The sequence below is a fragment of the Peribacillus acanthi genome (assembly GCF_003073175.1).
Taxonomy (GTDB): domain Bacteria; phylum Bacillota; class Bacilli; order Bacillales; family DSM-1321; genus Bacillus_BN; species Bacillus_BN acanthi.
The window spans coordinates 1-21,416 of record NZ_QBBX01000020.1; the positions used below are offsets into that span (position 1 = coordinate 1).

33 protein-coding genes are annotated in these 21,416 nt (G+C 38.9%); 2 read left to right on the forward strand and 31 right to left on the reverse strand.

What is annotated here, in order from left to right:
- Positions 1-250: 250 nt before the first annotated feature.
- Positions 251-493: a hypothetical protein gene (locus DBX25_RS16995; RefSeq protein ID WP_108671978.1), complete on the reverse strand. Its 243-nt coding sequence runs from the start codon at positions 491-493 to the stop codon at positions 251-253.
- A gap of 133 nt (positions 494-626) precedes the next feature.
- Here DBX25_RS16995 and pdaB point away from each other — a divergent pair, with 133 nt between their 5' ends.
- Complete coding sequence (pdaB, locus tag DBX25_RS17000; RefSeq protein ID WP_108671979.1) at positions 627-1,379, forward strand: polysaccharide deacetylase family sporulation protein PdaB; 753 nt, start codon at positions 627-629, stop codon at positions 1,377-1,379.
- A gap of 44 nt (positions 1,380-1,423) precedes the next feature.
- Here pdaB and DBX25_RS17005 read toward each other — a convergent pair whose 3' ends face one another.
- Positions 1,424-2,050, reverse strand: a complete 627-nt coding sequence (locus DBX25_RS17005) for a KinB-signaling pathway activation protein (protein ID WP_108671980.1) — start codon at positions 2,048-2,050, stop codon at positions 1,424-1,426.
- Between the two features lie 144 nt (positions 2,051-2,194).
- On the opposite strand from DBX25_RS17005, the gene gerD reads away from it, so the two are divergent.
- Complete coding sequence (gerD, locus tag DBX25_RS17010) at positions 2,195-2,845, forward strand: spore germination lipoprotein GerD (RefSeq protein ID WP_108671981.1); 651 nt, start codon at positions 2,195-2,197, stop codon at positions 2,843-2,845.
- Between the two features lie 58 nt (positions 2,846-2,903).
- Here gerD and DBX25_RS17015 read toward each other — a convergent pair whose 3' ends face one another.
- The 29 genes from DBX25_RS17015 to rplN form a co-directional block, all read right to left on the reverse strand.
- The gene (locus DBX25_RS17015) at positions 2,904-3,956 is read right to left on the reverse strand and encodes a P-loop NTPase (protein ID WP_108671982.1); all 1,053 of its coding nucleotides are present in this window, start codon (positions 3,954-3,956) and stop codon (positions 2,904-2,906) included.
- Between the two features lie 206 nt (positions 3,957-4,162).
- On the reverse strand, positions 4,163-4,918 hold the full coding sequence (gene cwlD / locus DBX25_RS17020) for an N-acetylmuramoyl-L-alanine amidase CwlD (RefSeq protein WP_108671983.1): 756 nt from the start codon (positions 4,916-4,918) through the stop codon (positions 4,163-4,165).
- 81 nt (positions 4,919-4,999) lie between these two features.
- Complete coding sequence (locus DBX25_RS17025) at positions 5,000-5,443, reverse strand: DUF2521 family protein (RefSeq protein ID WP_108672048.1); 444 nt, start codon at positions 5,441-5,443, stop codon at positions 5,000-5,002.
- A gap of 382 nt (positions 5,444-5,825) precedes the next feature.
- On the reverse strand, positions 5,826-6,935 hold the full coding sequence (locus DBX25_RS17030) for a PLL family lectin (RefSeq protein WP_108671984.1): 1,110 nt from the start codon (positions 6,933-6,935) through the stop codon (positions 5,826-5,828).
- 190 nt (positions 6,936-7,125) lie between these two features.
- Positions 7,126-7,518 carry a 30S ribosomal protein S9 gene (gene rpsI, locus DBX25_RS17035; RefSeq protein ID WP_108671985.1) on the reverse strand — a complete coding sequence of 131 codons (393 nt, stop codon included), beginning with the start codon at positions 7,516-7,518 and terminating at the stop codon, positions 7,126-7,128.
- Between the two features lie 20 nt (positions 7,519-7,538).
- Positions 7,539-7,976 (reverse strand): 50S ribosomal protein L13, encoded by a 438-nt coding sequence (gene rplM, locus DBX25_RS17040; RefSeq protein WP_108671986.1) that lies wholly within the window; start codon positions 7,974-7,976, stop codon positions 7,539-7,541.
- Positions 7,977-8,164: 188 nt separating this feature from the next.
- Positions 8,165-8,902 carry a tRNA pseudouridine(38-40) synthase TruA gene (truA, locus tag DBX25_RS17045; RefSeq protein ID WP_108671987.1) on the reverse strand — a complete coding sequence of 246 codons (738 nt, stop codon included), beginning with the start codon at positions 8,900-8,902 and terminating at the stop codon, positions 8,165-8,167.
- An 11-nt stretch (positions 8,903-8,913) separates the two neighbouring features.
- Complete coding sequence (locus DBX25_RS17050; protein ID WP_108671988.1) at positions 8,914-9,711, reverse strand: energy-coupling factor transporter transmembrane component T family protein; 798 nt, start codon at positions 9,709-9,711, stop codon at positions 8,914-8,916.
- A complete protein-coding gene (locus DBX25_RS17055; RefSeq protein WP_108671989.1) occupies positions 9,708-10,580 on the reverse strand; it encodes an energy-coupling factor ABC transporter ATP-binding protein in 873 nt (290 codons plus the stop codon). The genes DBX25_RS17050 and DBX25_RS17055 overlap by 4 nt, the downstream gene beginning before the upstream one ends.
- Positions 10,565-11,395, reverse strand: coding sequence for an energy-coupling factor ABC transporter ATP-binding protein (locus DBX25_RS17060; protein WP_108671990.1), 831 nt, complete (start codon positions 11,393-11,395; stop codon positions 10,565-10,567). The genes DBX25_RS17055 and DBX25_RS17060 overlap by 16 nt, the downstream gene beginning before the upstream one ends.
- Before the next feature lie 356 nt (positions 11,396-11,751).
- Entirely contained in the window at positions 11,752-12,114 is a 363-nt protein-coding gene (gene rplQ, locus DBX25_RS17065) for a 50S ribosomal protein L17 (RefSeq protein ID WP_108671991.1), read from the reverse strand.
- A 46-nt stretch (positions 12,115-12,160) separates the two neighbouring features.
- Complete coding sequence (locus DBX25_RS17070; protein WP_108671992.1) at positions 12,161-13,105, reverse strand: DNA-directed RNA polymerase subunit alpha; 945 nt, start codon at positions 13,103-13,105, stop codon at positions 12,161-12,163.
- Between the two features lie 183 nt (positions 13,106-13,288).
- Entirely contained in the window at positions 13,289-13,678 is a 390-nt protein-coding gene (gene rpsK, locus DBX25_RS17075; RefSeq protein ID WP_108671993.1) for a 30S ribosomal protein S11, read from the reverse strand.
- A gap of 22 nt (positions 13,679-13,700) precedes the next feature.
- Entirely contained in the window at positions 13,701-14,066 is a 366-nt protein-coding gene (gene rpsM, locus DBX25_RS17080) for a 30S ribosomal protein S13 (protein WP_108671994.1), read from the reverse strand.
- 22 nt (positions 14,067-14,088) lie between these two features.
- Positions 14,089-14,202, reverse strand: a complete 114-nt coding sequence (gene rpmJ, locus DBX25_RS17085) for a 50S ribosomal protein L36 (protein ID WP_003156543.1) — start codon at positions 14,200-14,202, stop codon at positions 14,089-14,091.
- Between the two features lie 41 nt (positions 14,203-14,243).
- Positions 14,244-14,462 carry a translation initiation factor IF-1 gene (gene infA, locus DBX25_RS17090; RefSeq protein WP_108671995.1) on the reverse strand — a complete coding sequence of 73 codons (219 nt, stop codon included), beginning with the start codon at positions 14,460-14,462 and terminating at the stop codon, positions 14,244-14,246.
- A gap of 80 nt (positions 14,463-14,542) precedes the next feature.
- Complete coding sequence (gene map / locus DBX25_RS17095) at positions 14,543-15,289, reverse strand: type I methionyl aminopeptidase (RefSeq protein WP_108671996.1); 747 nt, start codon at positions 15,287-15,289, stop codon at positions 14,543-14,545.
- Positions 15,286-15,939 carry an adenylate kinase gene (locus tag DBX25_RS17100; RefSeq protein WP_108671997.1) on the reverse strand — a complete coding sequence of 218 codons (654 nt, stop codon included), beginning with the start codon at positions 15,937-15,939 and terminating at the stop codon, positions 15,286-15,288. The genes map and DBX25_RS17100 overlap by 4 nt, the downstream gene beginning before the upstream one ends.
- 58 nt (positions 15,940-15,997) lie before the next feature.
- A complete protein-coding gene (gene secY, locus DBX25_RS17105) occupies positions 15,998-17,293 on the reverse strand; it encodes a preprotein translocase subunit SecY (protein ID WP_108671998.1) in 1,296 nt (431 codons plus the stop codon).
- Positions 17,293-17,733, reverse strand: coding sequence for a 50S ribosomal protein L15 (gene rplO / locus DBX25_RS17110; RefSeq protein WP_108671999.1), 441 nt, complete (start codon positions 17,731-17,733; stop codon positions 17,293-17,295). The genes secY and rplO overlap by 1 nt, the downstream gene beginning before the upstream one ends.
- A gap of 32 nt (positions 17,734-17,765) precedes the next feature.
- A complete protein-coding gene (gene rpmD, locus DBX25_RS17115) occupies positions 17,766-17,948 on the reverse strand; it encodes a 50S ribosomal protein L30 (RefSeq protein ID WP_108672000.1) in 183 nt (60 codons plus the stop codon).
- A gap of 13 nt (positions 17,949-17,961) precedes the next feature.
- Positions 17,962-18,462: a 30S ribosomal protein S5 gene (rpsE, locus tag DBX25_RS17120; protein WP_108672001.1), complete on the reverse strand. Its 501-nt coding sequence runs from the start codon at positions 18,460-18,462 to the stop codon at positions 17,962-17,964.
- Positions 18,463-18,486: 24 nt separating this feature from the next.
- The gene (rplR, locus tag DBX25_RS17125) at positions 18,487-18,849 is read right to left on the reverse strand and encodes a 50S ribosomal protein L18 (protein WP_108672002.1); all 363 of its coding nucleotides are present in this window, start codon (positions 18,847-18,849) and stop codon (positions 18,487-18,489) included.
- A 31-nt stretch (positions 18,850-18,880) separates the two neighbouring features.
- Positions 18,881-19,420 carry a 50S ribosomal protein L6 gene (rplF, locus tag DBX25_RS17130; RefSeq protein ID WP_108672003.1) on the reverse strand — a complete coding sequence of 180 codons (540 nt, stop codon included), beginning with the start codon at positions 19,418-19,420 and terminating at the stop codon, positions 18,881-18,883.
- 30 nt (positions 19,421-19,450) lie between these two features.
- Positions 19,451-19,849, reverse strand: a complete 399-nt coding sequence (gene rpsH / locus DBX25_RS17135; protein ID WP_108672004.1) for a 30S ribosomal protein S8 — start codon at positions 19,847-19,849, stop codon at positions 19,451-19,453.
- A gap of 30 nt (positions 19,850-19,879) precedes the next feature.
- Positions 19,880-20,065: a type Z 30S ribosomal protein S14 gene (locus DBX25_RS17140; protein ID WP_050613643.1), complete on the reverse strand. Its 186-nt coding sequence runs from the start codon at positions 20,063-20,065 to the stop codon at positions 19,880-19,882.
- A 24-nt stretch (positions 20,066-20,089) separates the two neighbouring features.
- Complete coding sequence (gene rplE / locus DBX25_RS17145) at positions 20,090-20,629, reverse strand: 50S ribosomal protein L5 (RefSeq protein ID WP_108672005.1); 540 nt, start codon at positions 20,627-20,629, stop codon at positions 20,090-20,092.
- 26 nt (positions 20,630-20,655) lie between these two features.
- Positions 20,656-20,967, reverse strand: a complete 312-nt coding sequence (gene rplX / locus DBX25_RS17150; protein ID WP_108672006.1) for a 50S ribosomal protein L24 — start codon at positions 20,965-20,967, stop codon at positions 20,656-20,658.
- A 43-nt stretch (positions 20,968-21,010) separates the two neighbouring features.
- Positions 21,011-21,379: a 50S ribosomal protein L14 gene (gene rplN, locus DBX25_RS17155; RefSeq protein ID WP_108672007.1), complete on the reverse strand. Its 369-nt coding sequence runs from the start codon at positions 21,377-21,379 to the stop codon at positions 21,011-21,013.
- Positions 21,380-21,416: the final 37 nt, after the last annotated feature.

The window sequence follows — 21,416 nt, forward strand, 5'->3', positions numbered from 1 at the left end:
TTGACTTGCTCATAAAATGTCTTATTTAAAAGACTTAAATTTAAACGTTGACGTATTGTTTTGTTTAGTTTTCAAAGAGCAATAACTCATTGTCACTCACAAGCGACTTTTATATATTAACAACTTCTTCCGTTACTGTCAACACGTTTTTTTAAAAGTTTATCACTTCTTTTTAAACGTTTTTGTTATCAGCGACGCTAATAAATATACCAGCCATCCATTACCTAAGTCAATAGTTTTTCTAGAAAAATTATTTAGGCAATTTATTATTCTTCTTAGAATAATTTTTTGTTCTCATATACTTCATGCATTCCTTTGGAGGAGCTACTCTTGTAAACAGATTAAATAGAATCTTATACCTTTCTTCCATAGCTCTTTTTACAATATGATCAATTCTGTGATCTTGTAAATCAAATAATATTTCATCCATTTCTCTCTTCAACAAATATTCCATTTCTTTTTGTTCCTTTTCATTAATTAGAAATCCTATCATATATGCACCTCGAAATTTTTTTACTATTTTTTCCACATAATTAGTTTTTATGAAACATTTATTTTCTAATCAGCATATCCGATGTTTTCTTGCATACATTTGTGACAAGAAACTTTGGACGAGGTGGTTTTATATGAATTTTTTTTACATAATACAAGCAAAAAAACTTAAACAAATTCTCTTAATTGCTACACTTGCATTTATTACTGCTTGGGTTTTTTATCTTCAAGATACTATCAACGCTACAGTCTTTTCTACTACTAACGGGCCAAAAGCGGTATATAAAGGGGAAAAAGATCTTGCTCTCACATTTAATATTGGCTGGGGTGATGAAAAGGCGGAACCAATACTTGATCAATTAAAAAAAGAAAATGTGAAAGCCGCTACTTTTTTTCTATCTGGTTCGTGGGCTGAACGTCATCCGCACATTGTTGAACGCATTGTGAAAGATGGCTATGAAATAGGTATGCTTGGGTATAACTATAAAGATTACTCTGTAATTGAGGACAAAGAAATTGTACGTGACATTTCGAAAGCTCAAGAAGCATTCAAAAAGCTCAACATAAAAAATATCGAGTTGTTACGTGCTCCCACTGGACACTTTGATAAGAGATTACTTGAAATAGGTGCAAGGTTTGGATATACAATTGTTCATTGGAGTGTTGACTCAAAAGATTGGACAAATCCAGGGGTAGAGACTATTGTTGCAAATATTGAGAAAGCTAAAAAAGGGGATATTGTACTTCTTCATGCTTCTGATTCAGCTAAACAAACAGTCGTAGCTTTACCTTCAATCCTACAAGCCGTTAATGCCAAAAATTTAAAGCTAGTTACCGTTTCAGAAATGATAGCAAATGCCTCAGTTAAAAGCGAAGAAATTAAATAAAAATAAAAGGACTTTTCAAATACAGAAAAGTCCTTTTTAATATATTATTTTCTTTTTTTCGCTGCTAATTCTTTTTGTGACTTTTCATTGAGACGGGCTAGGATTAACAGTTGATAAGCATTACATACAAGAAGTGGGACAAGCATGAAGAATAACCACCCCTCATCATTTGCACGCAATACTGGAACCCATTCAATCACAGTGACCACAATCATGAAAAATAACGATGGGATGAACGCGTGATGATTGGTCTGCTTCATTTTGATATAAGCTACCACTAAAGCAACTACCAACACCAATACAGCCATACCTATATAAGGAATGATACTATCCCCCTTGCCAAAGGCTATATAACGAAGATATACAAGGTCAAATAAAACAAAGGCAATCAATACTATTTGAACCCAATTCCATAAGCGCTCTGTTTTAAAAATCCCTAGTCCGAAACGGTGAATGGTTAAGTATGCAAAAAAACCCATTTGACTGATAACACTAAAGATTAAACCTACGCCAAGGAACCAAAAGAACGTGGTTAAAACTTCACCAGCCGAAAATGGAGAAAATAAGTGTTTAAACTCTTCCCAGCGAGCAATAAATCCAACAATTCCTGCAGTTAATCCACCTATAAATAATGTGGAAAAAAATAAACGAACTAAATTCCTACTAGTCAAAGTAAAAGCCTCCAATAATCATTATCACATCTATAGATTGTACCAACCAAATTTTTAAAAATCTACATTTATCACGAACGAATAAATTCCCTGCCTACATTTCATATTATATAGTAGAGATAAGTGCGAAAGGAGCATCATGAAATGACAAAAAGCACTTCAAAAATAATGATTCTCTCCATTCTAGTCTTCCTTTTAACAGGTTGTAATCAGAAAGAAACTGGTGGAGAAAAAATGGATTATGAAGAAACAAAGAAAATGGTTGTCGATATATTAAAAACAGATGATGGAAAAAAAGCCATTCAAGAGGTTATGTCTGATGAAAAGATGAAGAGCCAATTAATCATGGATCAAGCGGTCGTTAGTGATACCATTGAAAAAACCGTTATTTCGGATAAGGGAAAGGAATTCTGGAAGAAATCCTTTGAAGACCCTAAATTTGCTTCCAGTTATGCCAAAAGCATGGAGGAAGAACATAAAAAATTGTTAAAAGAATTGATGAAGGATCCTGCATATCGAGCAACATTGAACGAAATCCTAATGGATGAAGAAATGCAAAAGGAAATTACAGGTATCATAAAGAGTAACAAAATACGTGAAGAGATGAAAAAAACTATGATTGAAACTTTTTCAAGTCCTTTACTTCAAGCCAAGATTCAAGGCATTTTACTTAAGGCAGCAACTGAACAGGCTGAAGGAAAAGAAGGCGGAGGACAACAAAAAGAAGGAGAGTCTGGTGGAGGTTCTGAAGGCGGTGAAGGTGGGGGAGACCAAGGTTCCGAAGGTGGTCAATAAAAGGCTAGCCACACTATAATCAGAAAACCCTCAAGATTGGATCTTGAGGGTTTTTACTTTAATTAAGAATATTTACTACTTTTTGTGCAATTTCTTTATAGATTTTCCCTAATTTATGGTCTTCAGCATAAATGGAAGGAGCAAAATCTTCCTCGTTCCAATCCGGTTGTTGTAATGGAAGCTGCCCTAGTAACTCTGTTCTAAGTTCTTCAGCAAGCTTTTCACCGCCGCCTTTACCAAATACATATTCTTTTTCTCCAGTTACTTCACTTTCGAAATAGGACATATTTTCGATAACACCAATTACTTCGTGCTCTGTACGTAAAGCCATAGCACCTGCTCTAGCAGCGACAAATGCCGCAGTAGGATGTGGTGTAGTAACGATGATTTCTTTACAAGATGGAAGCATTGAATGGACGTCTAGTGCTACGTCTCCCGTCCCTGGTGGCAAGTCCAATAATAGATAATCTAACTCTCCCCACTCTACTTCTTGGAAAAAGCTATTCAACATTTTCCCAAGCATTGGTCCACGCCATATGATAGGGGCGTTATCTTCAACAAAAAAGCCCATAGAAATAACTTTGACTCCAAAACGTTCTACCGGTATGATTCTTTCTCCTCGAACGACAGGTCTTTTCGTGATCCCCATCATGTCCGGCACACTAAATCCATAAATGTCTGCATCTATAAGGCCGACTTTTTTTCCGATTCTTGCTAATGAAGTTGCAAGGTTAACTGATATTGTAGATTTTCCGACTCCACCTTTTCCGCTTGCAATAGCAAGAAAAGTCGTTTTATTTTCAGGTGATAGTAATCCCATATCTTTTGTAGGTTCAGCAATTCGATGTTTAGATAATTCTTCTTCACCCAATGAATTAAAACGGATTCCGACAGATTCAGCTCCTAATTCCTTTAACAGTTCAACAATCTTGCCTTGAAGTTGCAATTGTTCTGCTGTACCCGTTTTGGCAATCGCAATTTTTACGCTAACATACTTTTTTTCAGGTTTGATTTTTATTTCCTCAATACCATTTGTTTCAAGCAAACTTTTATTTAGAAATGGATCATTCAATCCACTTAACACTTCTTTTATCCCATGTTCAGTTAACATGCCTGCACCACCTTTATGTATTCGTTTCCATTTCTCAGTATACCATATTTCCTTTAAACTTAGAGTGTCGTAAGCCTTACAATTATCAACAATTCCAATTTTTCAAACAGATAGTCTTTCTCATATCCCTTATTCATTCTAGAGTATCGTTTGTTGCATCCTTCCATCGTATAAATAAAATACCTTGCTTAAAGGCAAGGTATCCCTCAATCATTATCTATAGGTAAAGTGAAAACTGTCGATCCCTTATCTTCTGTATGGACATATTTCTCCTCTGTGAAGTATCTCATTACACCTTTATAAATAGATGCAGCAATTTGATTTTGGTACACTTTATTCGTTAAATTTTTTCGTTCAACTGCATTCGATAAAAAACCCACTTCAACTAATACACCAGGTTTTTTCGCATACTTCATCAAGTACACATTTCCTATCGGTCGTGCCTCTCTAGTGGTATTGCCGAGATTTTCTCTCAATTCCCTTTGAATGAATTTGGCTACTCTTTCATTTTCTTCATACCGAAGGCTGTAGAAAGTCTGTGCCCCGCTCCATCTTGAGGAAGGAAATGAATTTAGGTGAAGGCTAATAAATAAATCTGCTTCCGATTCATTGATTAACTCAACTCTTTTTCTTAAATCCTTACTTTTTCTATTCCGAATCCCCTGCGTGTCTCCTGCCAAATCAGTATCTGTTTCCCTTGTCATAATAACTAAAGCTCCTTGCTGTTGAAGATAATCCCTTAGTTTCTCCGTTACAGAAAGAGCAATTTCTTTTTCAACTACACCTGCCGCGTCTGCACCGCCGTCAGGACCCCCATGTCCTGCATCCAAAATGATAACTTTTCCTGTTAGGGGCAAATTCCATGAATCCCAAGAATCATCATCCATAAACTGAAAGGTGACAATCAGAAACAACACGATGATTCCAATGGCGATTGAAGTAAATTTAAATTTCCTTACCATCTCTAAAACCCCTTCCATACCCTATACAATACAAAAGTATGGGACAGGCGTAGGTTTTAGAACCTTTAAAAAATTGATGTGTTAATGTAGCCGAAGCTTAAAACGTTTTTTACCTTTTTCAAAACCGTCATGCCACCAGCTCTCCACATACTGATCGCACTGATAATATAGGGACTCATTATACAAGTCTTGGTCACCTAACTTACCCCAGTACAAGATAAAATTGAATAAGGTGTCGATGAGATGTTTCTTTTCTAATTCACATCTCCTACTCACATCTTCTAACGATTCACCGTAATAACCAAACTTACTGTAATTTGCACCAAGTAAGAAGGCTTCTATGGCAACATCAAAGCAACCTTCCTCAAGAACTTGGGAAAAGGATATTCCCAACCTGTTATTTCCTAGCAAATAAGTCTGCACCCGTTCTTTTAATTGCTTAGGAGAAAGTTCTCTTAATACCTTTCGCTCATATTTTATTTGCTTCTCCTTTCGCCTCTCTTTCAATCCTGTAACCACATTCATCATATATTTACACCTCATTAAAGGATATCAGTAAAATGACTGACTGAATTGACCAATCTTCATTTGTTATTCATGTCTGATTGTCAGTAGTTTTTGATTAGGTGCGGTCCATAATTCTTTAAAAGGACAAATTCGAGACTGGCAAATATTAATTGGATTAGATAGGTACAGCAAGGAAATAGTAAAAACCCCAATTCCACTGAACCAGGGTTTTTGAAGATTTGAATTGATTTCCCTTATAATTTTTCTGCGTTCTTAAACCTTTCCTGCTTTTCCAAGGGTTCCTTTCATAACGTGTGAAAGGAAAAATGGTTATATTCATTAATTTTCGAAAAAACTCTCAATCAGATTGTTGAGAGTCATTTTTTGTTTTCTCCAAAGTTTATGACCACCATTTATGCCACATACGGTCATTAGATCCACGGACAAAGCAGTCGATGCGATTTGGGCCCCATGATACAGCTCCTGGTGAAGATCTTACACCATTGCGTGGAGCACCTAAATCCTCCCATTCACTCCATCTTGAGCCGTCCCACCACTTATGCCACATGCGATTGTTATCTCCGCGTACAAATACATCTAAACGATTTTGCGCCCATGAAGAGACTGCTGGTGCATTCTCGAAACTTACACGCGGGGCCCCAAGGTCCTCCCATTCGCTCCATCTTGAACCGTTCCACCATTTATGCCATAAACGGTCGTTTCTTCCTCTAACAAAACAATCAATCCGATTCGGGCCCCATGAAACCGCTCCTGGAGAATCCCTTAAACCTCCTCGTGGTGCTCCAAGATCTTCCCATTCACTCCATCTTGAGCCATCCCACCACTTATGCCACATGCGATTGTCGTCACCCTGGACGAAACAGTCTAGACGATTTGCCTGCCATGAAGAGACTGCTGGCGCACCTTTAAAACCTCCCCGTGGAGCTCCAAGATCTTCCCACTCACTCCATCTTGAGCCATTCCACCATTTATGCCACATACGGTCCCTTTCTCCTCTAACAAAACAATCGATTCGATTCGGTCCCCATGAAACAGCCGCCGGTGAATCCCTTAAACCTCCACGTGGTGCTCCAAGGTCTTCCCATTCACTCCATCTTGAGCCATTCCACCATTTATGCCACATATGATTGTTTTCTCCACGAACAAAACAATCTAACCTATTCTGTTGCCATGAAGCTACAGCTGGTGCTCCTTTAAATCCTCCACGTGGTGCACCTAAGTCTTCCCATTCTTTCCAGCTGGCACGCCAACCATCATCTTGATAAAAACCATCCAATGGTTGATATTGTGGATAAAAGTTTTGGGGGATAGGATAGACGGGAAGTTCAGAATAGTTTTGACGATAAGGATAGCTGTTCGGATAAGAAAGGTAATAGTACGGGTTAGAATAATAATAAGCGGCATTTCTTTCATCAAAATAATTCAAATATTCATTCTGGTTATAGTCATAATGGACACCATTTTTTTCGTTTATATTTCTAAAATACATACCTATACCTCCTAATGATGTTTCAAAGTCATCTTATGTGTAAATCATCATTAGGAGTAAGTCCAACAGCGGTTCATATTCACAAGAAGCTAATTTTGCTCGGAAACGGACAAATCTTACAACATAGCAACTTTATAAACATAAAAAAGACCCCCAACCAAATGGTTGAGAGTCTTTGAAAACGTAAAGATTAACGTTTTGAGAACTGAGGAGCACGACGAGCACCTTTAAGACCGTATTTCTTACGCTCTTTCATACGTGCGTCACGAGTTAATAAGCCAGCAGCTTTTAAAGCTCCACGGTATTCTGGATCAACTTGTAATAATGCGCGAGCGATACCATGACGGATAGCGCCAGCTTGGCCAGTGAATCCACCGCCGTTAACATTTACAAGGATATCGTAGCTTCCAGTTGTTTCAGTAGCAACAAGTGGTTGCTTAACTACAAGGATTAAAGCTTCGAATGGGATATATTCATTGATTTCACGACCGTTGATAACGATACGACCGTCGCCTGGTACTAAACGTACACGAGCAACAGAGCTCTTACGACGACCAGTGCCATAATATTGAACTTGTGCCAAAGTAGTTACCTCCTTAAAAATTATCCGCGTAATTCATATACTTCTGGTTGTTGAGCTTGTTGCTTGTGCTCAGGACCAGCGTATACGTGTAATTTTTTGAACATTTGACGACCTAAAGAATTCTTTGGAAGCATACCTTTGATAGCAAGCTCCAACATTTTCGTTGGGTAGTTAGTTCTCATTTCAAGAGCAGTTCTTTGCTTAAGACCACCAGGGAAATTAGTATGACGGTAGTAAATCTTGTCAGATAATTTCTTACCTGTTAAGTGGATTTCTGAAGCATTAATAATGATTACATGATCACCAGTGTCAACGTGTGGTGTGAAAGTTGGTTTGTTTTTACCACGTAAGATGGATGCTACTTCGCTAGCAAGACGACCTAAAGTTTGTCCTTTAGCGTCAATAACGTACCACTTACGATCGATTTCATTTGCTTTCGCCATGAATGTCGTACGCATTGTTTTACCTCCTAGAAAAATCAGTTCGATATATTTATTTTCAATCACAATAAACTTCCGGGGCTTATCGTGGGATTAAAATACATACCATATTATATTATAGCCTAGTCCGCATATTGTCAAGAGGATGTTACACCTGGATTAGTTGTCATATGAATTTTTTTTCAAAAATGATTATTTTACATGCTTTAATAAAAGACTTCCCATAAAAATAAACCTTGTGGGGGCGCAGTTTTACCTGCTTTATTACGATCTTTTGCTTGTAAGATGCTTAATAAATCATCTGGATCCCTTGCCCCAGCGCCAACCTCCAACAAGGTACCTGTTAAGATACGTACCATATTATATAGAAACCCATTTCCCTGGTAGCTTAGAATCAATTCCGATTCAGATTGAGTACAATCTATGTTCATAATCGTACGAATTTTGTCCTCCACATCTGTTTTGGCAGAACAAAAACTTGTAAAATCATGAGTCCCTAACAGAAGCGATGAAGCTCGGACTATTTTACTCACATCTAGAGGATATGGATAATGAAAAGCATAGTTACGATTAAATGGATTTCTTTCTTTACTTAAATTGATAAAATACCGGTATTCTTTTCCTTTAGCGTCATATCTTGAATGAAAATGATTATCCACCAGTTCAACATCTACGACTGAAATATCCTCAGGCAGCATTGAATTCAACGCTTTCTTCCAATTGGCAGGTGGAATCATTAGTTTCGTATCAAAATGAACCACTTGTCCTTTGGCATGTACTCCGGCATCTGTTCTACCAGAAGCTGCGATTCTAACTGCTAAACCTTTGTGAATGTGAGTAAGAGCTTTCTCGAACTCGCTTTGCACAGTTCTTTTATCAACTTGTACTTGATAGCCAGAAAACAAGGTTCCATCATAAGAAATGGTACATTTTACTCTTTGCATACATTCCACCATCAGTTTCTCATTAAAATTAATAAAGCTGCTAAAATCAGCATTGAAATTAGCAGAATGGAGTCATTTCTGCCCCATTGTAGGAGACGGTATTTCGTTCTTCCTTCTCCACCTCTGTAGCCTCTTGCTTCCATTGCAATCGCCAACTCTTCTGCCCGTTTAAACGAATTGACAAACAGAGGTACAAGCAATGGGACGATTGACTGAACCCTTTCTTTTATAGGTCCGCTCGTAAAATCCACTCCGCGCGCTGCTTGAGCCTTCATAATTTTATCCGTCTCTTGCATCAGGGTAGGAATAAAACGCAAGGATATTGACATCATTAAAGCCAGCTCATGTACGGGTAGCTTCCATTTCTTTAACGGATTCAATAGTTGTTCCATCCCATCTGTTATGGAGATAGGGGTAGTAGTTAACGTTAACAACGAGGTAACTAAAATAAGAAATGTAAATCTCATTGATATAAAAATACCTTGGCGTATTCCACCTGCATATATCTCTAACCAACCAAATTTGTACAGTAACTCTCCTTCTTTTGTAAAGAACACATGAAGCAGGAAAGTGAATAAGATCAACCATAGTATTGGTTTTAATCCATTAATTAAAAAACGAAGTGGAATTTTTGATAATAAAAGAATGATTATAGTAAATATACCTAGAATTCCATATGTCACTGCATTATTGGCAAGAAATACAATACAAACAAAGAAAAAAACTAATAATAGCTTCGATCTAGGATCCAGCCGATGAATCACGGATTCTGATGGGACGTATCGACCAAATATCATTTTATCCATCATAATGATCGCCCCCCCCTTTGCATAACTTGTCCTATCTCTTTTGCTAAAGATTGGACAGATAGACAAGGTTGATCAAATCGAATACCCATTTCTTTCTGGAGAGTTAGCTGAAAACGAACTGTTTCTGGGACATCCAAACCTAGTTCCATTAACTGTTCAGGCTGTGAGAAAATATCATTTGGAGTGCCCTTTTTTATTATGGTTCCCTGATGCATGATAACAATTTCATCAGCATACTTCGCAGCATCTTCCATACTATGCGTGACAAGAATTGTAGTGATTCCATACTGTTTATGAAGATTTGCAAACATATCCATGATTTCTTGACGTCCTCTAGGATCAAGTCCGGCAGTAGGTTCATCTAGGACTAGAACCTCTGGCTCCATTGCTAATACTCCAGCAATGGCTACTCTTCTCATTTGTCCACCTGATAAATCAAAAGGTGATTTTTCTAGTATGGTTTCTTCTAATCCGACTTGCTTCAAAGCTTTACGTGCAAGCTTCTTAGCATCTTCCTCCGATACACCAAAATTCATAGGTCCAAAGGAAATATCTTTTTCCACCGTTTCATCAAACAATTGATGTTCAGGAAATTGAAACACAATTCCCACTTTCTTTCTAATAGGTTTTAAATGCTTTTCCTTTTTACCTGCCTCAATAGTACGATCACCAATCATCACACTGCCTTTAGTAGGTTTTAAAAGCCCATTTAAATGTTGAAGCAAAGTGGATTTTCCTGAACCGGTATGACCGATTACTGCAAGGTATGAACCTTTTGATATAGTCAAATTAACATCATATAGAGCTAATCGTTCAAATGGTGTATTTGCCTGGTAGCGGTGTTCTAAATTTTTTAGTTCAACTTGCATAGCTCTCTCACCAACTCTTCTTTCGATAAATATCGGTTTGTTTTCAATAAACCTTGTTCTAAAAGGAGTTTTGAAAGCTTAATTGAAAATGGGATATCTAGTCCAAGAGACACCAATTCATCATCCATCTGAAAAATATCAGCTGGAGTGCCTTCTCGATACTTCCTTCCCTGATTCATGACTATAATCCGATCAGCTTTGGCTGCTTCCTCTAAGTCGTGTGTAATCGAAATGACTGTCAACGATTTATTCTTCATTAGCTCTCTAACTGTTTCAAGCACTTCTTCTCTACCTCTAGGGTCTAACATAGATGTAGACTCGTCCAAAATAATAATACTCGGTTGGAGAGCTAAAACACCAGCAATGGCTACCCGTTGCTTTTGACCACCTGAAAGATGGTGCGGCTCTTGATTAAGAAATTGAGTCATTTTTACTTTTGAAAGTGATTCCAATACTCTTTGTGTCATTTCTTCTTGTGGAATACCTACGTTTTCTAAACCAAAAGCCACATCATCCTGAACCGTCGTACCTACAAACTGATTATCAGGATTTTGAAAAACCATACCAACTTCTTTACGAATATCCCACACCGTATCTGAAGACAATACCATTCCATTTACACGTATCAGACCTTTTTCAGGAAATTGAAGACCATTGAGAAGTTTAGCCATCGTAGATTTTCCTGAACCATTATGGCCAACAATAGCCAGCCATTCACCTTCATAGACAGAAAGACTGACATCGTTCAGTGCATACCCAGTTTGTCCTTCGTACTTAAAATAGACCTCTTCAACAGTGACAAGTTCTTTCTTCATAAGATCCTCCCCTAAACTCAACTTATCTAAATCTAAGCTCTTCTAAATTTCTGACTATATAAAAAAACGCTGCACCCCTCCTAAAGAAACATACATTCCTTAGTTGAATAGCAGCTTCATTCAGATTCCTCTGAATATCGTATAACTCTTTCCGCATGAAAGAGATAGGAGGGGTACAAGAGCTAGACGCGAAGCATATAACAATATGCAGCCATCGTATCACTCAATGCGTATTTCTTATTATGCAAATCATAGATGCTTTTATAGAAATAAGTATTCTATCATGTAAAATACCTATTAAAAAAGGGCAAAGACAAGTTAGCTATAAACTGTCCCCGCCCTTTTAATGAGTTATATTAAACTAACTCAATAACCACCATTGGAGCTCCGTCTCCACGACGAGGACCCATTTTCATGATGCGAGTGTATCCACCTTGACGCTCTTGGTAGCGAGTTGCAATATCACCGAATAACTTCTGAACTGCATCTGTACCATTTTCAGCATCAGCCACTTCATGACGTACGTAAGCAGAAGCTTGACGACGTGCATGTAAGTCACCGCGTTTACCAAGAGTGATCATTTTTTCCACAACAGAACGAAGTTCTTTCGCACGAGTTTCTGTTGTTTCGATACGCTCATGGATAATTAGGTCAGTAGTCAAATCACGAAGTAATGCTTTACGTTGTGCGCTTGTGCGTCCTAACTTTCTGTAACCCATTGAGAGATTCCCTCCTTTGTTGAAGTCATTATCTATTTAAGTCAACTTAGTCGTCTTTACGAAGACCTAAGCCTAGCTCTTCAAGTTTCGCTTTCACTTCTTCAAGTGATTTACGTCCCAAGTTACGAACCTTCATCATATCTTCTTCCGTTTTATGAGCAAGCTCTTGAACGGTATTGATTCCAGCACGTTTTAAGCAATTATAAGAACGAACAGAAAGATCTAGTTCCTCAATAGTCATTTCAAGAACTTTTTCTTTTTGATCTTCTTCTTTTTCAACCATGATTTCAGCATGTTGAGCTTCATCAGTTAAACCGACAAAAATGTTCAAATGCTCTGTTAAAATCTTGGATCCAAGTGCTATCGCTTCTTTAGGACCAGTACTTCCGTCAGTCCATACATCAAGCGTTAGCTTGTCATAGTTTGTCATTTGGCCTACACGTGTATTTTCTACTTGGTAGGAAACACGTGAAACTGGAGTATAGATAGAGTCGATAGGAATTACACCAATCGGTTGATCCTCTCTCTTGTTTTGGTCTGCTGGAGTATAACCGCGTCCACGACGAGCAGTTAAACGCATACGCAAATGACCGTTTTTGCCAATAGTGGCAATGTGTAAATCAGGATTTAAGATTTCCACATCACTGTCATGTGTAATATCAGCAGCCGTAACGACTCCTTCACCCTGCACATCAATTTCTAGCGTCTTTTCTTCATCGGAATAAATCTTAAGAGCTAGCTTTTTCACATTCAGAATAATAGAAGTAACATCTTCTACGACGCCTTCAATTGTTGAGAACTCATGCAGTACTCCATCTATCTGAATAGATGTGACAGCGGCACCTGGGAGTGAGGATAATAGGATACGACGCAAGGAGTTACCTAGAGTTGTACCATACCCACGCTCAAGTGGCTCGACGACGAACTTACCGAACTTGGCGTCATCGTTGATTTCAACCGTTTCGATTTTTGGTTTTTCTATTTCAATCATTCAATAAACCCTCCTTCAAAACGTCAAAACCTCGGCTAGTGATCAACTATACACTAAACTAACCGAAATTCCCCATGTTTACTTTCCCAATTGTGCGCAACAACTGAATTAATCATTCTGTAATAACGCATAGGTTCTATCATATCCCATTATTGACAGGGATACAAATTCTATACAGAAAAATTAAACACGGCGACGTTTTGGTGGACGGCATCCGTTATGTGGAACTGGAGTTACGTCTTTAATAGCTGTAACTTCTAATCCAGCAGCTTGAAGTGCACGGATAGCAGCTTCACGTCCAGAACCAGGTCCTTTTACTGTTACTTCAAGAGTTTTCATTCCATGTTCAATCGAAGCTTTAGCTGCAGTTTCAGCTGCCATTTGAGCTGCGAATGGAGTAGATTTACGAGATCCTTTGAAACCAAGAGCACCAGCACTTGACCAAGAAAGAGCGTTCCCGTGAGAATCAGTAATCGTAACAATAGTGTTATTGAAAGTAGAACGGATATGTGCAATACCAGTTTCAATATTCTTTTTCACACGACGCTTACGAGTATTTGTTTTACGAGCCATGAATAAGTCCCTCCTTTACAGATTATTTTTTCTTGTTAGCTACAGTACGACGAGGGCCTTTGCGCGTACGAGCATTATTTTTAGTGTTTTGACCACGAACAGGAAGACCACGACGATGACGAAGACCACGGTAGCATCCGATTTCCATTAAACGTTTGATGTTTAAAGAGATCTCACGACGAAGATCACCTTCAACTTTCAACTTATCAATGCTTTCACGGATTTTGTTTAATTCATCTTCAGTCAAATCGCGCACACGAGTATCTTCAGAGATACCAACTTCTGCTAAGATTTTTTGAGCAGTGATTTTTCCAATACCATAGATATATGTTAAAGAAATAACAATACGCTTGTCACGTGGAACATCCACACCAGCAATACGTGCCATCTAGAGTGCACCTCCTTCAGTATTAACCTTGTTTTTGTTTATGCTTAGGGTTTTCACAAATAACCATTACTTTACCTTTTCTACGAATAACTTTACATTTTTCGCAGATTGGCTTAACTGATGGTCTCACTTTCATTGATACCTAACCTCCTTATACAGATCGGAGTGTAACCAGATTTATTTAAATCGGTAAGTGATTCTGCCGCGAGTTAGATCATACGGTGAAAGCTCGACTGTGACTTTATCACCAGGTAGAATACGAATAAAGTGCATGCGGATTTTACCTGACACATGAGCTAGAACAGTATGACCATTTTCTAATTCTACCTTAAACATTGCATTTGGCAAAGTCTCTTGGACTGTACCTTCAATTTCAATTACATCATCTTTAGCCATGATTTACGTCTCCCTTCTTTAAAAGACAAATTGTCTCTTTGCTACCTTCCAATCTCAACCTATTCGAACATAATAGAGAATTAGATTTTGGTCAATATTTCATAACCAGTCTCAGTAATTGCAATAGTATGTTCAAAGTGAGCACACATTTTTCCGTCAACAGTTACAACAGTCCAATCATCCTCTAAGGTCTTAACGTATCGGCTACCTGCGTTCACCATTGGTTCAACAGCAAGTACCATACCAGGTTTTAAACGAGGACCTTTATTAGGAGGACCGTAGTGAGGAATCTGAGGATCCTCATGTAAGTCTTGACCGATTCCGTGTCCAACATACTCTCGAACGATCGAGAACTTGTTTTCCTCCACATAGGTTTGAATGGCATGGGAGATGTTTGAAAGACGCACGCCTGGCATAGCTTCTTTCAACCCTCTATATAAGGACTCTTCAGTTATATCTAAGAGTCTTTGCGATTCTTCATCAATTGTTCCAACAGCATAAGTCCAAGCTGAATCACCATGATAGCCATTATACTTTGCACCGATATCGATGCTAATTATATCACCTTCATTAAGGACTCTATCACCTGGAATACCGTGTACCAATTCATTATTAACTGAAGCGCAAATGCTGCCGCGAAAACCATTATACCCTTTAAAAGAAGGAATTGCATCATGTTTACGAATAAAGCTTTCGGCAATTGCATCCAGCTCTAATGTCGTGATACCAGGAACTATATGTTTCTTTAACTCTTGGTGAGTTAAAGCGACTATTCTTCCTGCTTCACGCATGATTTCGATTTCGCGCGGGGTTTTACAAATGATCATTTGCGCAATCCCCCAAGCAGTTCTTCGATATCTGCGAATACTATATCAATATCTTGTTGACCGTTGATTTTGCGTAGATAGCCTTTTTCCTCATAGAAGGATAAAAGTGGCTGCGTTTGCTTCATGTTAACGTCAAGTCGGTTTTGAACCGTCTCTTCATTATCATCGGCACGCTGGTAAAGTTCTCCACCACAGCGATCACAAACCCCATCCTTTGCAGGAGGATTAAATACAAGATGATAAGTAGCGCCACAATCTTTACAAATACGACGACCTGTTAGTCTTTCCATCAAGATTGATTGATCAACATCGACATGAATGACGAAGTCAATTGGTCTTTCTAATCCAGAAAGCATGTTTTCCAGAGCCTCTGCTTGAGCAACAGTCCTAGGGAAACCGTCTAATAAGAAACCGTTATTGCAATCTGGTTTAGCAAGTCTTTCACGAACAATACCAATAGTAACCTCATCGGGTACTAAAGCGCCTTGATCCATAAAAGATTTTGCCTGCAAACCAAGTTCCGTACCATCTTTAATGGCTGCTCGGAACATATCTCCAGTTGAGATATGAGGGATATTGTATTTTTCAACAATCTTTTCAGCTTGAGTACCTTTACCTGCACCCGGTAGCCCCATTAGAACTAAATTCATTTTCTTTCCCCCTCAAACTCTATAATGGGTTAAGGGAACAGTTTGTTCCCAAAACCTATTATTTAATAAATCCTTTATAATGACGCTTAACTAGTTGAGCTTCCAACTGCTTCATAGTTTCAAGAGCAACCCCAATGACAATCAGTAAGCTAGTGCCACCGATTTGTGCAGATTGTGGTAATCCTGCGAACTTAATGAAGAATACTGGAAGTACAGCTATTAATGCAAGGAAAAGTGAACCAACGAACGTCAAGCGGTATAATACTCGAGTAAGATACTCTTCAGTATTCTTCCCTGGACGTATTCCTGGAACATATCCCCCTTGCTTTTTCAAGTTTTCAGCAACTTGCTCAGGATTAACCTGAATAAATGCATAGAAATATGAGAAAGCAACAATTAAGGCAATGTAAAGGATCATACCAACAGGCTTGGTGTAGTCAAACGTATTCGTTATCCAACGAGTAACATCATTTGGACCAAAGAACCCAGCAATTGTTGGAGGTGTAACAATAAATGATATCGCAAAAATAACAGGAATTACTCCTGCTGCATTCACTTTTAAAGGAAGGTGAGTAGATTGACCACCCGTCGTAGAACGACCAGTTGCAGCACGTTTTGCGTACTGAATCGGTATTTTACGTAGTGCTTGTTGGATGAATATAACTCCAACTAAAATCGCAAGAACTGCAAGGATGATAAGAACAACCGTTACAATTCGTAAGAATAACTGATCTCCAGCATTTTCAAACTGTTGCGCGTAGATTTGGTTAGCCGTTGTTGGGATACCAGCTACGATACCAGCGAAAATGATGACCGAAATACCATTCCCAACACCCTTAGATGTAATTTGTTCACCAAGCCACATCAAGAATGCTGTTCCTGCAGTTAAAACTGTTGCGATTAACAAATACGTACTGATACCTGGTTTTTCAATTAACATACCACCAGCCATGTTATTAAAGCCGTAGGACATTCCAAGAGCCTGGATAAATCCTAGCACAATTGTCCCATAGCGGGTAAACTGAGCTAATTTACGGCGACCAACTTCACCTTGCTTGGACCATTCAGTGAACTTTGGAACAACATCCATTTGTAACAACTGAATGATAATCGATGCAGTAATGTACGGCATGATCCCCATAGCAAGTATTGAGAAGTTTTGTAAAGCACCTCCGCCAAATGTATTCAGCACTCCGAATACACTTACCGCATCTTGGGCTTTTAGGAAGTCTGCATTCACATGTGGAACCGGAATAAAGGTTCCAATGCGAAATACAATTAACATTAAAAGGGTGAATAATATCTTGTTACGGATGTCACCCACGCGCATAAAATTGGAGATCGTGCGAAACATTAAATCACCTCAGTTTGACCGCCAGCAGCTTCGATAGCTTCTTTTGCAGCAGAGGAGAATTTGTGAGCTTTAACAGTAAGCTTTTTCTCAACCTTACCTTTAGCAAGAATTTTAATTCCTGCTTTTTCTTTCTTCACAACACCTGTTTCGATCAATAAAGCTGGAGTTACTTCAGTACCATCTTCGAAAAGATTTAATGTATCTAAATTAACAACAGCATAGTCTTTACGGTTAATGTTCGTGAAACCGCGTTTTGGAAGACGTTGGAATAAAGGAGTTTGACCACCCTCGAATCCAGGACGTACACCGCCACCTGAACGTGCGTTTTGACCTTTATGACCTTTACCAGCTGTTTTACCATTACCAGACCCAATACCGCGACCTTTACGTTTGCGTTCTTGACGGGATCCTTCTGCAGGTTTTAATTCATGAAGTTTCATTTTGGCACCTCCTTGTTAAGAGAAAAATATAATTATTGTTCTTTGACAGTAACAAGGTGAGAAACCTTATTAATCATACCGCGAATCGCAGGGTTATCATTATGAACAACTGTTTGATGCATTTTACGTAAACCAAGCGTATTTACTGTCACGCGTTGATCTTCAGGACGACCAATCAAGCTGCGAGTGAGGGTAATTTCTAATTTGTTTGCCATTGATTTTCCCTCCTTATCCTAACAGTTCTTCTACTGATTTACCACGTAATTTTGCTACGTCCTCAGCACGTTTTAATTGCTTTAACCCGTCCAAAGTAGCACGAACCATGTTGATTGGTGTGTTTGTGCCAAGAGATTTAGAAAGGATATCGCTAACACCAGCTAATTCAAGAACCGCACGAACCGGTCCACCAGCGATAACTCCAGTTCCCTCAGAAGCAGGCTTCAATAGGATCTCTCCAGCACCAAATTGACCAAGAACCTGGTGTGGGATTGTTGTATTTACCATAGGTACAGTAATTAAGTTTTTCTTCGCATCTTCGATTGCTTTACGGATAGCATCTGGAACTTCTTGTGCTTTACCAGTTCCGAAACCTACATGACCGTTTTTATCTCCAACTACTACTAGTGCAGAGAAACGGAAACGACGTCCACCTTTTACAACCTTCGCTACGCGATTAACCGTAACTACACGTTCTTCAAGTTCTAATTTATTAGGATCGATACGACGCATCTTTATATGTCCCTCCTTTTTCCATTAAAATTCTAAGCCGTTTTCACGAGCAGCTTCTGCCAAAGCTTTCACACGACCATGGTAGAGGTAACCGCCGCGGTCGAAAACCACAGAAGTATAACCTTTTTCAGATGCGCTTTTTGCGATTGCTTCGCCAACTTTTTTAGCTGCTTCGATGTTGCTAGTACCTTCCAATCCTAGATTCTTATCTAGAGTTGAAGCACTTGCAATTGTTTTGCCGTTCACATCATCAATAAGTTGAGCATAAATGTGTTGGTTTGAACGGAACACATTTAAACGAGGACGAGATTCAGTTCCAGAAAGTTTAGCACGAACACGTGCATGTCTTTTCTTACGAACAGAGTTTTTATCCTGCTTCGTAATCATTTGGGTCACTCCTTTCGTTTACCTAAGCGGCTTACTTACCTGTTTTACCTTCTTTACGACGAACGAATTCGCCTTCGTAACGGATTCCTTTACCTTTATAAGGCTCTGGAGGACGAACACCGCGGATGTTAGCAGCTAAAGCTCCTACGCGCTCCTTGTTCGCACCTTTTACGATGATTTTAGTGTTAGTTGGAACTTCAACTTCAAGTCCAGCCTCTGGCTCGATCTCAACAGGGTGAGAATAACCAACGTTCAAGACAAGTTTAGTTCCTTGTTTTTGGGCACGGTAACCGACACCGATTAGTTCAAGACCTCTTTCGAAGCCTTTAGAAACGCCCTCAACCATGTTAGAAAGAACAGCACGAGTCGTACCATGTAAAGCACGGTGGTTCTTTTCTTCAGAAGGACGAGAGATTGTGATCACGTTCTCTTCTTGGCTGATTGTAATATCTTTATTAAAAGAGCGAGTTAATTCGCCTTTAGGTCCTTTTACAGTGACTGTGTTGTCGTCTGCAATTGTAACTGTAACTCCAGTTGGAATTTCAATTGGTTTTTTACCTACGCGAGACATCTAGTGCACCTCCATTCGTGAAAAAAATTATTACCAAACGTACGCTAATACTTCTCCACCAGCTTGTTTAGCACGAGCTTCTTTATCAGTTAAAACTCCTTGAGAAGTAGAAACGATTGCGATACCTAAACCGTTAAGAACGCGTGGAACTTCTCCAGCTTTAGCATAAACACGTAAACCAGGCTTACTGATACGCTTTAATCCAGTGATTACACGCTCGTTATTTGCACCGTACTTAAGGAAAATACGGATGATACCTTGTTTGTTATCTTCGATTAACTCAACGTCGCGAACGAAACCTTCACGCTTTAAGATCTCAGCAATCTCTGTCTTAATCTTAGAAGCAGGAATTTCAAGCTTCTCGTGACGTACCATGTTCGCATTACGGATGCGAGTAAGCATATCTGCAATTGGATCTGTCATGACCATTTTATTTTACCTCCTTCCCAAACTCGGGTTTTACCAGCTAGCTTTTTTCACGCCAGGAATTTGTCCTTTATATGCAAGTTCACGGAAACAAATACGGCAAAGCTTAAACTTACGGTATACAGAATGTGGACGTCCACAACGCTCACAACGTGTATATTCTTGTACTTTAAACTTCGGTCCGCGCTTTTGTTTCACGACCATTGATTTTTTTGCCACGTTTACGCCTCCCTCTTTTATCGATTACTTCTGGAACGGCATTCCGAATTGAGTAAGTAATTCACGAGCTTCTTCATCAGTATTAGCAGTCGTTACGATAACGATGTCCATACCACGAACTTTGCTCACTTTATCGTAGTCAATTTCAGGGAAGATTAATTGTTCTTTTACACCTAATGTATAGTTTCCACGGCCGTCAAATGCTTTCTTGGAAACACCACGGAAGTCACGTACACGTGGTAAAGAAACAGCAACTAACTTGTCTAGGAATTCGTACATGCGCTCGCCGCGAAGAGTTACTTTCGCACCGATCGGCATACCTTCACGTAGACGGAAGCCAGCGATTGATTTTTTTGCTCTTGTAATCATTGGTTTTTGACCAGTGATAAGAGTTAATTCTTCCACAGCATTGTCTAAAGCTTTTGCGTTAGCAACAGCATCACCAACACCCATGTTGATTACGATTTTCTCAATCTTTGGAGTTTGCATGATGGATTGGTATCCAAATTTGCTCATAAGAGCAGGAGTAATTTCTTTTACATACTTTTCCTTTAGGCGGTTCATGTATAGTACCTCCCTTCGTTAATGACTTATTTATCTAAGGATTCACCCGATTTTACAGAAACACGTACTTTTTTACCATCAACCGTTTTGTAGCCAACACGCGTTGGAGTTCCAGTTTTAGGATCAATCGGCATTACGTTAGAAGCGTGAACAGCTGCCTCTTTGCTAATGATTCCTCCTTGAGGATTAGCTTGAGATGGCTTTGAATGCTTCTTAACGATATTCACACCTTCAACCAATACACGGTTTTTCTTTGGGTATGCTTCAAGGATTACACCTTGTTTGCCTTTATCCTTACCAGAGATGACTACAACTTTGTCACCTTTTTTTACATGCATTAGAGTCGCACCTCCTTGAAAGGCCTTTTACAAGTTTTATGCATTACAATACTTCTGGAGCTAGAGAAACGATCTTCATGAAATTGTTGTCACGAAGTTCACGAGCAACAGGTCCGAAGATACGAGTACCACGTGGGCCCTTGTCGTCACGGATAATTACACAAGCATTTTCGTCAAATTTGATGTAAGAACCGTCAGGACGACGTACACCAGATTTAGTTCGAACAACAACAGCTTTTACTACGTCACCTTTTTTAACAACGCCACCAGGTGTTGCTTGTTTTACTGTACATACGATGATATCACCGATGTTTGCTGTCTTACGACCAGAACCACCAAGAACTTTGATAGTTAAAACTTCACGAGCACCTGAATTGTCAGCGACTTTTAAACGTGATTCTTGTTGAATCATGTACGAAACCTCCCTTCGGAATTAACGTAATCCGAAC